At 69.9% G+C, this 13,458-nt stretch carries 13 protein-coding genes, 1 tRNA gene and 1 other RNA gene; 6 read left to right on the top strand and 9 right to left on the bottom strand.

What is annotated here, in order from left to right; genetic code table 11:
• Positions 1–70: 70 nt before the first annotated feature.
• From L0H79_RS15490 to L0H79_RS15450, 9 genes are all read right to left on the bottom strand, one after another.
• On the bottom strand, positions 71–1,531 hold the full coding sequence (locus L0H79_RS15490; RefSeq protein WP_301485534.1) for a nitronate monooxygenase: 1,461 nt from the start codon (positions 1,529–1,531) through the stop codon (positions 71–73).
• A 527-nt stretch (positions 1,532–2,058) separates the two neighbouring features.
• Positions 2,059–2,451: a PIN domain-containing protein gene (locus L0H79_RS15485; RefSeq protein ID WP_301485533.1), complete on the bottom strand. Its 393-nt coding sequence runs from the start codon at positions 2,449–2,451 to the stop codon at positions 2,059–2,061.
• Positions 2,439–2,657, bottom strand: coding sequence for an AbrB/MazE/SpoVT family DNA-binding domain-containing protein (locus tag L0H79_RS15480; protein ID WP_301485532.1), 219 nt, complete (start codon positions 2,655–2,657; stop codon positions 2,439–2,441). The genes L0H79_RS15485 and L0H79_RS15480 overlap by 13 nt, the downstream gene beginning before the upstream one ends.
• Before the next feature lie 188 nt (positions 2,658–2,845).
• Entirely contained in the window at positions 2,846–3,172 is a 327-nt protein-coding gene (locus L0H79_RS15475) for an HIT family protein (protein WP_301485531.1), read from the bottom strand.
• 51 nt (positions 3,173–3,223) lie between these two features.
• The gene (gene argF / locus L0H79_RS15470; protein WP_301485530.1) at positions 3,224–4,240 is read right to left on the bottom strand and encodes an ornithine carbamoyltransferase; all 1,017 of its coding nucleotides are present in this window, start codon (positions 4,238–4,240) and stop codon (positions 3,224–3,226) included.
• Between the two features lie 122 nt (positions 4,241–4,362).
• Positions 4,363–4,447 (bottom strand) — tRNA-Ser (locus L0H79_RS15465).
• Positions 4,448–4,566: 119 nt separating this feature from the next.
• Entirely contained in the window at positions 4,567–5,745 is a 1,179-nt protein-coding gene (gene galK, locus L0H79_RS15460; RefSeq protein WP_301485529.1) for a galactokinase, read from the bottom strand.
• Positions 5,742–6,848, bottom strand: coding sequence for a galactose-1-phosphate uridylyltransferase (gene galT, locus L0H79_RS15455; protein ID WP_301485528.1), 1,107 nt, complete (start codon positions 6,846–6,848; stop codon positions 5,742–5,744). The genes galK and galT overlap by 4 nt, the downstream gene beginning before the upstream one ends.
• Complete coding sequence (locus L0H79_RS15450; RefSeq protein ID WP_301485527.1) at positions 6,845–7,636, bottom strand: DeoR/GlpR family DNA-binding transcription regulator; 792 nt, start codon at positions 7,634–7,636, stop codon at positions 6,845–6,847. The genes galT and L0H79_RS15450 overlap by 4 nt, the downstream gene beginning before the upstream one ends.
• A gap of 306 nt (positions 7,637–7,942) precedes the next feature.
• On the opposite strand from L0H79_RS15450, the gene L0H79_RS15445 reads away from it, so the two are divergent.
• The 6 genes from L0H79_RS15445 to L0H79_RS15420 form a co-directional block, all read left to right on the top strand.
• Positions 7,943–9,010 carry a LacI family DNA-binding transcriptional regulator gene (locus tag L0H79_RS15445; protein ID WP_301485526.1) on the top strand — a complete coding sequence of 356 codons (1,068 nt, stop codon included), beginning with the start codon at positions 7,943–7,945 and terminating at the stop codon, positions 9,008–9,010.
• A 149-nt stretch (positions 9,011–9,159) separates the two neighbouring features.
• Positions 9,160–10,476, top strand: a complete 1,317-nt coding sequence (locus L0H79_RS15440; RefSeq protein ID WP_301485525.1) for an ABC transporter substrate-binding protein — start codon at positions 9,160–9,162, stop codon at positions 10,474–10,476.
• Positions 10,477–10,572: 96 nt separating this feature from the next.
• Positions 10,573–11,478 (top strand): carbohydrate ABC transporter permease, encoded by a 906-nt coding sequence (locus L0H79_RS15435; protein WP_301485524.1) that lies wholly within the window; start codon positions 10,573–10,575, stop codon positions 11,476–11,478.
• Positions 11,475–12,392, top strand: coding sequence for a carbohydrate ABC transporter permease (locus tag L0H79_RS15430; protein ID WP_301485523.1), 918 nt, complete (start codon positions 11,475–11,477; stop codon positions 12,390–12,392). Before L0H79_RS15435 ends, L0H79_RS15430 begins: the two co-directional genes overlap by 4 nt.
• Before the next feature lie 15 nt (positions 12,393–12,407).
• An RNA gene (ffs, locus tag L0H79_RS15425) (signal recognition particle sRNA small type) lies at positions 12,408–12,506 on the top strand.
• A gap of 259 nt (positions 12,507–12,765) precedes the next feature.
• The coding region (locus tag L0H79_RS15420) for an MFS transporter (protein WP_301485521.1) at positions 12,766–13,458 on the top strand (693 nt) is incomplete at its 3' end.

The following is a 13,458-nucleotide window of genomic DNA, read 5'->3' as shown; positions in this document are numbered from 1 at the left end:
CACTCTCGATCGGGAGGAGTGCACTCTCGATCGGGAGGAGTGCACTCTCGATCGGCTGGGGGGAGGAGCTTCAGGCGGGAAGCGAGGCGACGGGGGTCAGGGAGGCCGGGGTGCGGGACAGGAGCCAGTCGACGGCCTCCGTCGCGGTCCAGCCGTCGGGGCGTGCGGCCAACAGACGCCGCGCTCCGTCGAGGTCCTGCCCGAGGGTGACTGCCGTGTCCTCGTCGTAGCCGCTCTTGCGGTGCTGGCCGAGCCCGACGTCGGCCATGAGTGCATTGCACAGGCACTTGCGTCCGACGGTCTCCTCGATCGTGCCGCCCTTGCGGACGTACGCGTCGAGCGGCTCGGCCGCGCAGCGGTAGCCGACCGTGCCGTTGGCTCGCTCGAACGGCTCACGCAGGTAGGACAGGTCGCAGAGGCGGGGGCGAGCGGCATACACGTCGTCGTCGGCAAGGGTGCCGGGCAGGGAGGCCACCTTGAACGGGAAGCCCGTCGGCGAGGCGGCCGGGTCGTTGCGCACCGTCAGAGTGCCTGCGGCGAGCTCGGCGAGGGCCGCTCCGCGGAGCTCCGTCGTGAGGCCGGACTCCTCACAGAGGGCGAAGAGCGTGCCGCACTGGACCCCAGCGGCGCCCGCCGCGCGCGCCTGGGCCACCTGCTCCGGGGTGCCCATCGCGCCGGCGAGCCAGAACGGGAGGCCGAGCTTGGCGATCGCGGCGAGGTTGGCCTCGTCCCGGGCCCCGTAGACCGGCTGGCCCTCCTCGTCTAGGGTCATCGTGCCGCGCGGCGGTGCACTGTGGCCGCCGGCGCTCGGTCCTTCGACGACGAAGCCGTCGGGACGGATCGTCTCGTCGCGGTAGAGGTAGCCGGCGAGGCTGTGCAGCGAGACGATCGCCAGGAAGCGCGGCCGGGTCAGGACGGGCAGGTGCGCCCCGAGCACCGTGACGGGGTCGATAGTCGTGGTGTGGGTGCGGGTCGCGTCGTGCACGTTGACGGTGAGCGTGCCGGGGTGGCCCGCGGCGAGGTCAGTCAGCAGCCGGGGGACCTCGCGCGGGATGCCCGCTCCCATGAGGACGTAGTCGACCCCGGCGAGGATCGCGCCGAGGGCGGCCGACGGGGTCGCCATCTGGATCTTCTCGAGGAAGTTGATGCCGATCTGGCCGTCGTGCCCCTCCTTGGCGAGCCAGACGTGGACGAAGTTGCCGAGGACCGACAGCTCGACCACGCCGCGGCTCGGCGTGAGGGTGAGGGTCGGGTTGGGTCGGTATGGCGTGTCAGCCGCCCGCCCGCCGCCGATGAAGTAGCGCTCGAGGATCCGCTCGGCCATGGCCTGGTCGGGGAACGCGGCGAGGGCGCGTCGCAGGTGACCACCCGTATCGCCGTCCTGCAGTCCACGGGCGAGCACGGCGTCCAGCGCCGTCCCGGAGACGACGCCGAGCTGGCCGCGCTGTGAAACCGCCCGGGCCAGCTGCCAGGAAGAGACGTTGACTCCCATCCCGCCCTGGATGACGACGGGGAGCTCGTGACCGCGCATGGGAACCTCCGGACCCGTGACCTACGCTTCCGTAGGTCACGGTAGAGGCTACGCATGCGTAACCCCGCATCCGAGTCGCTGTCGTCTCAAAAACGCACGGAGACAAGAGGATTGCGTGGATAAGTCGAATTGGGAGGGATCGGTCTTTAGGGCCACGACGTCGGCCGCTGACGCCGCGCCTCCGGCGCACGTTGATGCGGCACTGGCTCCGCGGTGTCCGCCGTGAGCGTGGCCAGCCACGCTGGCGTCGGTCGTGCGGGCGGCGAGGCTTCGCCGGACGGTCTCCTGAGTCACGGCCGAGAGATTCAGGCCCGCCTTCTTGGCTTCCGCCGCGAGCTCGCCTGGGAGCTGGACGTTCAACCGAGCCACACCACACATTGTGCACACATGGGTCGCCTCGTTGTTTGACGACTCGGCCAGGGCACCTGGGCGGGGTCTGCTCGGGGGGCTACCTCCGTCCCACAAGTCGATCCTCATTCGGACTGACGTTCCGCTGGCGAGTGGGTGACACGGGGACGCCTGTCTCCTCAGTCCCCGTCTGTCTCGTCGGCGGCGTAGCGCTGAAGTCGTCGGTCGTAGCTCAACATGCGTCCGCCGAGCTGCTGGGAGGTCGCGAGCACCATCGCGTCCGGCAGGCGGAGGCGATCATGACGTGCTCGAAGGGCCGCAGCCCGCTCGGCCGTCCCGGCATCCAGTGGGGCCACCTGGATTCCCATGGCGGCAGTCGCTTCCCGAGCATCATCGACACGAGACTCTCGAGCGAACGCGACCAGCGCCTCGCTGTACGCGCTGACCGGCGCGACGAGATCGTCGCCGCCCTGATCGGCAGCCTCCACCTGCTCGACTGCCCTGGCGTGATGCCGGTCGGCGCGGTCGAGCAGCGCGATCAAGACGCTGGCGTCGAGGATCAGCGATCCCATTCGTCCCGCAACTCGTCGAGCTCCCCGGGGCGGTAGATCCCCTCCGCGATGCCGGCGTGGCGGCGCACCCGAGACGCGCGGGCAGCGATCACGATCTCGCCGCTGCCGACTGACCGAACGGTGACCTCGTCGCCGGGCTCCAGCCCGGCAGCGCGCAGCGCGTCGACCGGGATGGTGATCTGGTTCTTGGTGGACACCTTCGGCATGCCTTTACTTTCTCACTATCGAGGTAAAGGTCGGGGCAATCGGCTCGGTTCACTCACTGATGTCATGACCCGGACAGGCACGCGGAGCGTGCTCGCAGCGGGATCCGCACGTGGGACGGGTCACGTCCGACCGCGCTGCGTGCCCTTCTCGTGGCGGCCCCACGATGGACGCGGCTTTCCGGCGCTCGCTACGCGAGGGCTGCGCGGAGGGAGCGGGCGATGCTGTCGCGTTCCGACGCTGGAAGCCACCGAGCCTTAGCGTCGGTCAGGTAGGTGAAAACCCCCGGGCCCCGGGCGACCTCGGGCTGGTCTGGCAGTCGCGGCACCAGGTGAAGGTGCAGATGGGAGAACCCCTCGGCCTCGGAGAACTGCATGAGGTACGTCTTCACGCAGCCGGTGACCTCCTCGAGTGCGACGCCGAGGCGGCGTACCAGCCCACCGAGCTCGTCGGCGGCCGCGGGTGTCAACTCGGCGAACGAGGTGATGTACCTGGTTTGTAGGCGGCCGTTCCTCATCGCGTCGAGTCCCGCATCCGCCACCTCAGTGGGATGCCGAGCAGGGCTTCGTCAGGCTCCCGCGAGCGTTGCTACGAGAAGGGCCTTGATCGTGTGCATCCGGTTCTCGGCCTGGTCGAAGACGATCGAGGCCGGAGACTCGAAGACCGCGTCGGTCACCTCGAGCTCCTTCAGGCCGAACTGCTCGTGGACCTGCCGCCCCACCGCCGTCTCGAGGTCGTGGAAGGCGGGCAGGCAGTGCATGAACCTGACACCGGGGTTGCCGGCCCGGGCGAGCAGGTCCGCGTTGACCTGGTACGGCGTGAGCAGGCGGATCCGCTCGGCCCACACCTGCGCCGGCTCGCCCATCGAGACCCACACGTCGGTGTGCACGAAGTCGGCCCCGCGGACCCCCTCGCCCACGTCCTCGGTGAGGGTGATCCGGGAGCCCAGCTCGGCGGCATACCCCCTCGCTTGTGCGACAACCGCGTCTGCGGGCCACAGCGAGCGGGGGGCGGCGATGCGGACGTCCATGCCGAGCATCGCACCGACGATCAGCAAAGAGTTGCCCATGTTGTAGCGCGCGTCGCCGACGAAGGCGTAGCCGATCTCGTGATCCGGCTTGCCGCTGTGCTCGCGCATCGTCAGGACGTCGCACAGCGACTGGGTCGGGTGCCACTCGTTGCTCAGGCCGTTCCAGACCGGAACGCCGGCCCAGGCCCCGAGCGTCTCGATGTCCTCCTGAGCGCTGCCGCGGTACTCGATGCCGTCGTAGAACCTGCCGAGGACGCGGGCGGTGTCCTTGATCGACTCCTTGTGGCCCATCTGCGAGCCGGACGGGTCGAGGTAGGTCGTGCTCGCGCCCTGGTCGGCAGCGGCCACCTCGAAGGCGGCCCGGGTGCGGGTCGAGGTCTTCGCGAACAGCAGGGCGATGTTCTTGCCGGTGAGCCGCCGCTCCTCGCGACCTGCGCGCTTGGCCGCCTTGAGCTGGGCGGCCAGGTCGATCAGGCTGCGCAGCTCGTCGGGGGTCAGGTCGGTCTCCTTGAGGAAGTTGCGCCCGTGCAGAGCGGAGGACGGGAGGGGGCTCATGAGGCGATGCTTGCAGCCGACTCGAGGCCTGGCAAAGGAGTCTCAGGCGGTGGGGGCCGCGGCACGGCACCCCGTCGACGACCAAGGACCCCGGCACAGGCTCCGGGGTCCTTCGTCATGGGCGGAGGATGGGGGATTTGAACCCCCGAGGGTTTTATCCCAACACGATTTCCAATCGTGCGCACTAGGCCACTATGCGAATCCTCCGCGGGCAGGGTACCGGAGGTCGCACACTGCCCGGAAATCCGCGCTCGCCGGGGGAGGCGACGCGGGAGGCCGGGCGGCCCTCGGCCCGCGGCGTGGGTGCGCAGCAGCGGCGGTGGTCTTCAGTGGTCGCGGCAGGCGGGGCCACCGGCGGTCACCGCGAACGACACCGGCGCCGCGAGGCCGCGAGCCGCGAACGCATCGGTGACGGCGGCGCTCGTCTCGTCCGCCGCAGCCAGCGGCACCAGGGCGATCGACGAGCCGCCGAAGCCGCCCCCGGTCATCCGGGCCCCGAGTGCCCCGCAGGCCCGGGCGGTCTCGGTCGCGACGTCGAGCTCGAGGCAGGAGATCTCGTAGTCGTCGCGCATCGAGTTGTGCGACGCGTCGAAGAGGCGGCCCAGCCCGGCGAGGTCGTCGGCCTGCAGCGCGTCGACCGCGCCCCGGACCCGCTCGATCTCCGTGACGACGTGCCGGACGCGGCGGCGCAGCACGTCACTCGAGAGCCGGTCGAGGGTGGCGTCGAGATCACGCGGCTCGAGCTCGCGCAGGCTGGTCACCCCGAGCGCGGCCGCCGCCTCACGGCACTGGTCGCGCCGGGACCCGTACTGTCCGTCGACGAGGGCATGGGACGCGCGGGTGTCGGTGACGAGCAGGGCGTACCCCTGCGCCGCGAGGTCGAAGGGGACCTGGCGGGTCTCCCACGACCGGCAGTCGAGCAGCAGTGCCGTGCGCTCGTGGCAGAGCATCGCCGTCGACTGGTCCATCCCGCCGGTCGGCGCCTGGGCGATGATGTTCTCGGCGTCGATGCAGGCGCGGGCGAGCTCGGCCCGACCGGACTCCGACCCGAGCAGGTCGAGGCCGGCGAGGTCGCTGACCGCGGCCGCGACGGCGCACTCGAGGGCAGCCGAGCTCGACAGGCCCGCCCCGACGGGCACGCTCGAGTCGACCGTGACGTCGAGGCCGGGCACGTCGTGCCCGTCCCGCTCCAGCGCCCAGAGCACCCCGGCGACGTATGCCGCCCACCCCGCCGGCCGTCCCGGGGCGACCTCGCGCAGGGCGACCTCGACGACCTCCTCCTGCTGGGCCGACCGGACCCGCAGGGTGCGGTCCGCGCGAGGCGAGACAGCGACACACGTGCGCTGCGGCAGCCCGATCGGCAGGCACAGGCCGTCGTTGTAGTCGGTGTGCTCACCGATGAGGTTGACCCGGCCCGGGGCCGACCACACTCCCTCGGGAGCGCTGCCGGTCAGGCCGACGAACAGGTCGGTGACGCGGCTCGCGTGCGACTCCGGCTCGCTCACGAGGCAACCTCCCGCAGCCGGGCCGCCTGCCGCTCCGGCGGCACGTCGGTGACCCAGCCGCCGGCCCCCGACTCCGAGCCGGCGAGGTACTTCAGCTTGCCCGGCGCCCGCAGGACCGACATCAGCTGCAGGTGCAGCCGGGAGGTGTCCCGGCCGACGCGGACGGGGGCCTGGTGCCAGGCCGCCATGTACGGCAACGCGATCGGCTCGTCCTGCGGCCCGACGTAGTAGCGGTCGAGCCGCCGCAGCAGTTCCTGGTAGACCGCGGCGAGGTCGTCCCGCTCCGCCTCGTCCAAGGCGGGCAGGTCGGGGACGTCGCGGTGCGGCACCAGGTGGACCTCGACCGGCCAGCGGGCCGCGAAGGGGACATAGGCCGTCCAGTGCTCGGAGGTCAGGACGATCCGGGTGCCGTCGGCCTGCTCGGCGGCGAGCAGGTCGGCCCCGAGCAGCCGTCCGGTCCTGGCCAGGTGCTCCTGTGCCCGGTCGAGCAGCTGGGCCGTCCGGGCCGGGACGTACGGGTAGGCGTAGATCTGCCCGTGCGGATGGTGCAGGGTGACCCCGATCTCCCGGCCCCGGTTCTCGAAGCAGAAGACCTGCTCGACCTCCGGCAGCTGCCCGAGCGCTGTCGTGCGGGCGGCCCAGGTGTCGACGACACGGCGCACCCGCTCGACCGGCAGGTCCTTGAAGGACGACTCGTGATCGCTCGTGAAGCACACCACCTCGCACCTCCCGAGCGCCGGCCTGGTCTCGAAGAGCCCGGACGGGTCGACCGACCGGTCGCCGAGCGAGACCGGCGCATACGAGGGGAACCGGTTCTCGAAGACCGCCACGTCGTAGGAGGTCTCGGGCACCTCGGACGGGACGCTCCCGCGGCCGGTCGGGCACAGCGGGCACTCGTCCTTCGGCGGCAGGAAGGTGCGTCCCTGCCGATGCCCGGCCACGGCGACCCAGTCGCCCACGAGCGCGTCCCAGCGCACCTCGCCGGAGGGCAGCCGGTCGCCGAGCGGGCGCGTGTCCTCGGCTGTCCGCGGGGGCGCGTCCGGGCCGTCCACGTAGGTGATCTGGCGGCCGTCGGCCAGCTGGCGTGAGGTGAATCGGTTCATGCGGTGCCTCTCTCGGGCTTGACGACGATGAGCTGACCGACCTGCTCCCGGGCGGCCCGGCGAGCCGTCGGCGAGAGGCCGGAGTCGGTGACGAGGACATCGACGTCGGCGAGCCCGCCGAACGTGCTGAGGCTGACCACCCCCCATTTCGTCGAGTCCGCGAGGACACAGACGCGATGCCCCGCCCGGATCAGGGCCCGGTTCGTGTCGGCCTCGACGAGGTTCGGCGTCGTCAGGCCGGCCGTGACGTCGACCCCATGGGAGCCGATGAAGAGCAGGTCGACGTGCAAGGACTCGAGCGCCGCGACGGCGATGGGCCCGACGAGCGCGTCGGACGGGGTGCGGACGCCTCCGGTGAGCACCAGCGTGTGCCCCGCGCCACCGGTCTCGTGGAGCAGCTGCGCCGCGGGCAGCGAGTTCGTCACCACGGTGAGCCCGGGAACCGTCGTGAGGCGGCGCGCCAGCTCGACGGTCGTCGTGCCGGCCGAGATCCCGATCGCGCTGCCCGGCTCGACGAGGTCGACCGCGGCGCGGGCGATGGCGCGCTTCTGGGCCTGCTGGAGCAGGGACTTCGCCGCGAAGCCGGGCTCCTCGCTCCGGTGCGCCCCGTCGGGGTGGACGGCCCCGCCGTGGACCCGTTCGACGACACCATCGCACGAGAGCCGGTCGATGTCGCGGCGGATGGTCATGTCGGAGACACCCAGCCGGTCGACGAGCTCGGAGATGCGCACCGCCCCCTCCCGCTCCACGAACTCGGTGATGAGGGAGCGGCGCTGGCTGGCGAGCACGACGCGTCTCCTCTCGGTCGGACAGGGGGTGCAGCGAGGACTCGGAACGAGTTGGGTCACCAAACCCTAACAATTCCTCACACGCATTGACAATTTCCAACAAGGAAGACGACGATCTGGAGTCGTGGCCGCCACCCCGGCGGCGGGGACCACGTCAGCGCCGAGGCAGGGATCAGTCGAATGGACAGGGACGAACACGCCGATCCTGTCCGATTCGGACATGCCATCGGACAATCCCTGAGGTTTGCGGCGCCGATCGGCACGATGCGCTTGCGCACTGAGCACAAGTACTGGTCGAATCTGCCCATGACACGGTTGTCCACCCGGGCGACAGCGCCGCGGCCGACCATGGCCGATGTCGCTGCAGAGGCGAACGTCTCGGTCAAGACGGTCTCCCGGGTCGTCAACCGCGAGCCGGGCGTGCGACCCGAGACGGCCGCCCGGGTCATCGCCGTCGTCGAACGAGTCGGCTTCCGCCGGGCCGACACCAGCCGCCCACTGCGGGCGGGGCGCACCAACACGATCGGTCTCGTCGTCGAGGACCTGGCCAACCCCTTCTACTCCCAGGTCGGCGCCGCGGTCGAGCGCGAGGCACGAATCCGCCGGCACCAGCTCATCACCGCCTCCGCCGAGGGCTCCCCGAGCCGCGAGCGGGCCGTGCTCGCCGAGCTCATCGCGCGGCGCGTCGACGGGCTCGTCGTCGTGCCGGCCGGGGCCACCCCGAGCCTCGACCCAGAGGTGGCCGAGAGCGGCACCCCGATCGTCTACCTCGACCGCCCGGTGCGCGGGGCGGCCGACATGATCCTCAGCGACAACCACGGCGGCATCCGCAGCGCGATGGAGCACCTGGTCGCACACGGGCACCGCCGGGTCGGCTTCCTCGGCGACGATGGGCAGTTCTGGACCGCCCGGCAACGTCGCGAGGCCTTCGCCACCGTCCACGACGACCTGCACCTACCCGGGGCCCCCCGCATCTGCATGGGGCCGCACTCCGCCACCTCGGTCGGCGAGATCCTCGAGGCCTGGTCGACGGGAAAGGAGCCGGTCACCGCGCTCATCACCGGCAACAACAGGGTCACCGTGCACACGCTGCGCGCCATGCGCCGCCTGGACCTGCCGCTCGCCATCGTCGGCTACGACGACTTCGAGCTGGCGGACCTCATCGACCCGCCCGTCACGGTCATCCACCAGGACCCGGCCGCGATGGGGCAGAAGGCCGCCCAGCAGCTCTTCGTCCGGCTTCTCGGCGACGAGTCCGCCCCGACGACAGTCGTCATGCCCACCCGCCTGATCGTGCGCGGGTCCGGGCGCCCGCACCAGGTCCATGCCACCGTGAGCCCCATCCGACCAGAGCCCGGAGGGCACCGCGTATGACGCCGACCTCGCTCCCGCCCGCGTCCGCCGCCCGCCGTTTCGGCCGGCTGGCGGCATCCCCACAGACCAGTTGCCCGGACCCCGGGTGGCTCACCCGTCGGCCGATCCGCTCGAGGCGTGACGGCGACGAACCGATGAAGGAGAAATGAATGCGCAGCAGAACCGTTGCATCCGCAGCGATCGCCGGTCTCGTCGCGGTAGCGCTCGCGGCGTGCGGGGGCACCACCGAGAGCGGTGGCGCCGGCGACGCCAACGCCCCGACGACGGCGCTCCAGACCAAGGCCGGCGGCGCCGGTGGCGACGTGGGCGTCTTCACGTGGTGGGCCGCCGGGTCCGAGAAGCAGGGTCTCGACGCACTGGTCAAGCTATTCCGGGAGAAGTACCCGAACAACAAGTTCGTCAACCTCGCCGTCGCCGGCGGTGCCGGCTCGAACGCGAAGGCCAAGCTCGCGTCCGACCTGCAGAACAACCAGCCGCCGGACTCCTTCCAGGGCCACGCCGGGGCCGAGCTGCTCGACTACATCGACAAGGGTCAGATCGAGCCGGTCAACGACGTCATCAATGCGCTCGGTGGCGACAAGGTCTTCCCGAAGGACCTGCTCGACCGGCTCACCGTCGACGGCAACATCTACTCGGTGCCGTCGAACATCCACCGGGCCAACGTGGTGTGGGCCAACGTCGAGGTCCTGAAGAAGGCCGGCATCAACGAGGTGCCCAAGGACCTCAAGGCCTGGATGGCGGACATGGACAAGGTCAAGGCGTCCGGTGTCGACACCCCGCTGTCCGTCGCGGGCACGTGGACCCAGGTCCAGCTCTTCGAGAACGTCCTCATCGCCGACCTCGGTGCCGACGGCTACTCCGGCCTGTTCGACGGCAAGACCGCGTGGGACTCCGACGGCGTCAAGACGGCCGTCGCGGACTACAAGAAGCTGCTGGGCTATGCCAACACCGCCTCCGACGGTGACGACTGGCCCGTCGCGACCGACCTGGTCATCAACGGCAAGGCCGCCTACAACGTCATGGGTGACTGGGCCGTGGCCCAGTTCAACGACAAGGGCAAGAAGCAGGACCAGGACTGGACGTGGTTCCCGACTCCGGGCACCGACGGTGTCTTCGACTTCCTCGCGGACTCCTTCACGCTGCCCAAGGGTGCGAAGAACCCCGGCGGCGCGAAGGACTGGCTCATGCTCGTCGGATCGGCCGAGGGCCAGAAGGCGTTCAACCTGGCCAAGGGCTCGATCCCGGCACGCACGGACATCCCGGCCAGTGACTTCCCGCCCTACCAGCAGGCGGCGATGAAGTCGTTCAAGGACGACACGATCGTCTCGTCCATCGCGCACGGTGCGGCCGTGTCCCTCGCCTGGAACGCGGACATCTCGACCGCGATCAGCAAGTTCTACGTCTCCAAGGACGAGGCCCAGCTCGTGACCGACCTGGTGGCGGCCGCGAAGAAGAACCAGGCCTGAGTCTCACTCAGCCCCAACCGAATCGGAGGTATGCCGCTCATTGCGGTGAGCGGCATACCTCCCCGGGCGGGTGGCACCACCCGCGAAGGAGAGCTCATGCGCAAGAGTCGTGACAAGCTCGTCGGCTTCCTGTTCGTCCTCCCGTCGATCATCCTCATCGGAGTCTTCGTCTACTGGTTCATCTTCCAGAACGTGTCGACCTCGTTCGACCGGGTCGTCACCCGGGCGACGAAACGCGAGCTGCACCCTGGCGGTGTCGCGAACTACTCGCAGCTGCTCGGATCCGACGACTACCAGCACGCCCTGTTCAACCTGCTCGTCCTGACCGTGGTCTTCGTGGCCGGGACGATGTTCTTCGGGCTGCTGTGGGCGATCCTGCTCGAGAAGGGTGTGACCGCCGAGGGGGTCTTCCGGTCGATCTACCTGCTGCCGATGGCGATCTCGTTCATCGCGGCCGGTGTCGTCTGGCGCTGGCTGCTCGCCCCGGGCAAGGGCGACCAGGCCTCCGGCCTCAACCAGCTCCTCGCGATGATGGGGCTCGAACGGTTCCAGTCGAGCTGGTGGCAGTCGCCGAACAGCTTCTCCATGGCTGCCATGGCGATCCCCGCGATCTGGCAGCTGTCCGGCTACGTCATGGCGCTCTTCCTGGCCGGCTTCCGCGGCATCAGCGACGACCAGCGCGAGGCCGCGCGGATCGACGGCGCCTCGGAGTGGAAGATCTACCGGCACGTGCTGTTCCCGCAGCTGTCCCCGATCGCCCTGTCGGCCCTGATCATCGTCGGGCACATGTCGATGAAGATGTTCGACCTCATCTACGCCATCGCCGGTCAGAACTCCTACAAGGCGTCCGTGCCCTCGACGATGATGTGGACCCAGCTGTTCCAGCAGGGCGACGCGACCGCCGCGGCGGTCAACGCGACGATCCTGCTCGTCCTCGTCGCGCTCATCGTCATCCCGTACCTCTACTACACGAACAAGACCGAGAAGGAGGTGCGCGGATGACCGCCACGACGACCGAGCCGGTCCCCGTCGCCGAGGCCGTCCCGACCCGCAAGTCGACGGGCAGGGCACCCGGCACCGAGGGGACCGTGATGGGGCGGACCATCCGCTACGCGTCACTGCTCGGCTTCCTCATCCTCATCCTCATCCCCCTCTACGTCCTGGTCGTGACGAGCTTCAAGACGAGCGGCGAGGTCAACGCCCGGCAGGCCTGGTCCCTGCCGTCGGTGTGGTCCGTGGGTGGCTGGAAGGCTGCCTGGGCGACGCTCGCGCCACCGCTGTGGCGCTCGGTCGTGCTCGCCGTGTCGGTCGCCGCGCTGTCCGCGATGCTCGGCTCGCTCAACGGGTTCGTCTTCGCGAAGTGGCAGTTCAAGGGCGCAACCCTGGTCTTCACACTGTTCCTCTTCGGGATGTTCATCCCCTACCAGGCGATCCTCATCCCCTTGCAGGGCCTGCTGATCCAGGTCCAGCAGACCCCGGGGATGTCGTGGTTCGACGGCATCTGGAAGCTGATCGTCGTGCACCTCATCTACGGGATCCCGATCTGTGCGCTGATCTTCCGCAACTACTACGCCACGGCCGTGCCGAACGAGATCCTCGAGGCGGCCAAGGTCGACGGGGCCGGCACGGCGCGCACCTTCTGGTCGATCGCCCTGCCGATCTCGGTCCCGGCCTTCGTCGTCACCATGATCTGGCAGTTCACCTCGGCGTGGAACGACTTCCTCTTCGCGCTGTTCCTGACCAACCGCAACAACGGCCCGGTGACCTATGCGCTCAACGAGCTCGCGGGCGGCCAGAACCCGGACTACCCGTCGATCATGGCGGGCGTCCTGCTCGCGTCGCTGCCGACGCTGCTGGTCTACATCATCCTCGGCAAGTACTTCGTCGGTGGGCTGATGAGCGGCTCGGTCAAGTAGGGGCATACACTGGCGCCCGGCACCCCGTGTGGTGGTACCTCTCCGAACTCCCCCAGGGCGGGAACGCAGCAAGGGTAGGAGAGCTCTTCCAGGTACGCGGGGTGTCCCTTGCTTCCTGCCGCGCTCCGCGTCGCGACCGTCGTATGCCGCTCAGCCGGCCGGGGCGGTCGTCGTGCCCTCGCGCAGGTGCACGGAATGAGTGCGGCTGCGGGGACGTGACCCTTTCAGGGCCTGCTGGACCAGCGTGCCGAGAAGGCGGCCCTTGTCGTGGCCATGTCGATCCATCGTCGTCGGCCGGTGTGGGTGTGGACGATGGTATCGAAACGATTCGGGTCGAATCGATTCGACCATCCAGAAGAGCAAGGGGATGTTGATGACCGACGCGCTGCCGACGCCGAGGGTCCACGCAGCTCGTGCGGCGGTCTTCGCTGCGTTCGCGGTCACCGGTCTCGCGTTCGCCGCGTTCGCCTCGCGCGTCCCGGACATCAAGCACACGCTCGGGCTCTCACCGGGCGAGCTCGGTGTGACCCTGCTGGCCCTGTCGGCCGGATCGGTCCTCGGCCTGCCGGTGTCCGGCTGGTTCGCCAACCGGTTCGGGGCAGCGCGGACCGTCGTCGGCGCGGGTCTGGTCCAGGCCACCGGGCTCGTGCTCGCCGGCGTCGCTGTCACCGCGTTCGGCAGCCGGCCGGTGCTCATGGCGGCACTGTTCGTCACAGGGCTCGGTGTCGGCGTCTTCGACGTGGGCATGAACTTCGAGGGAGCCTCCGTGGAGCGGCTCCTCGGACGGTCCGTGATGCCGCACTTCCACGCCATGTTCAGCGCCGGCACCGTCGTCTCCGCCCTCATCGGCGCGCTCCTTTCCGGGCTGCACGTGCCAGTCCTGGCCCACCTCGCCGGCGCGGCCCTGATCCTGGTCGGCGTGGCGCCGTGGTTCCTGCGCGACTTCCTGCCGGCGGGTCAGCCCACTTCCCCCGATCGAGAGTGCACTACTCCGGATCGAGAGTGCACTACTCCCGATCGAGAGTGCACTACTCCGGATCGAGAGTGCACTACTCCGGATCGAGAG

Origin of the sequence: Intrasporangium sp. (genome assembly GCF_030452765.1) — a bacterium.
In the GTDB taxonomy this organism is placed as follows: domain Bacteria; phylum Actinomycetota; class Actinomycetes; order Actinomycetales; family Dermatophilaceae; genus Intrasporangium_A.
Note: the sequence above shows the minus strand (reverse complement) of the source record. Positions and strands in the feature narration are given on the sequence as shown.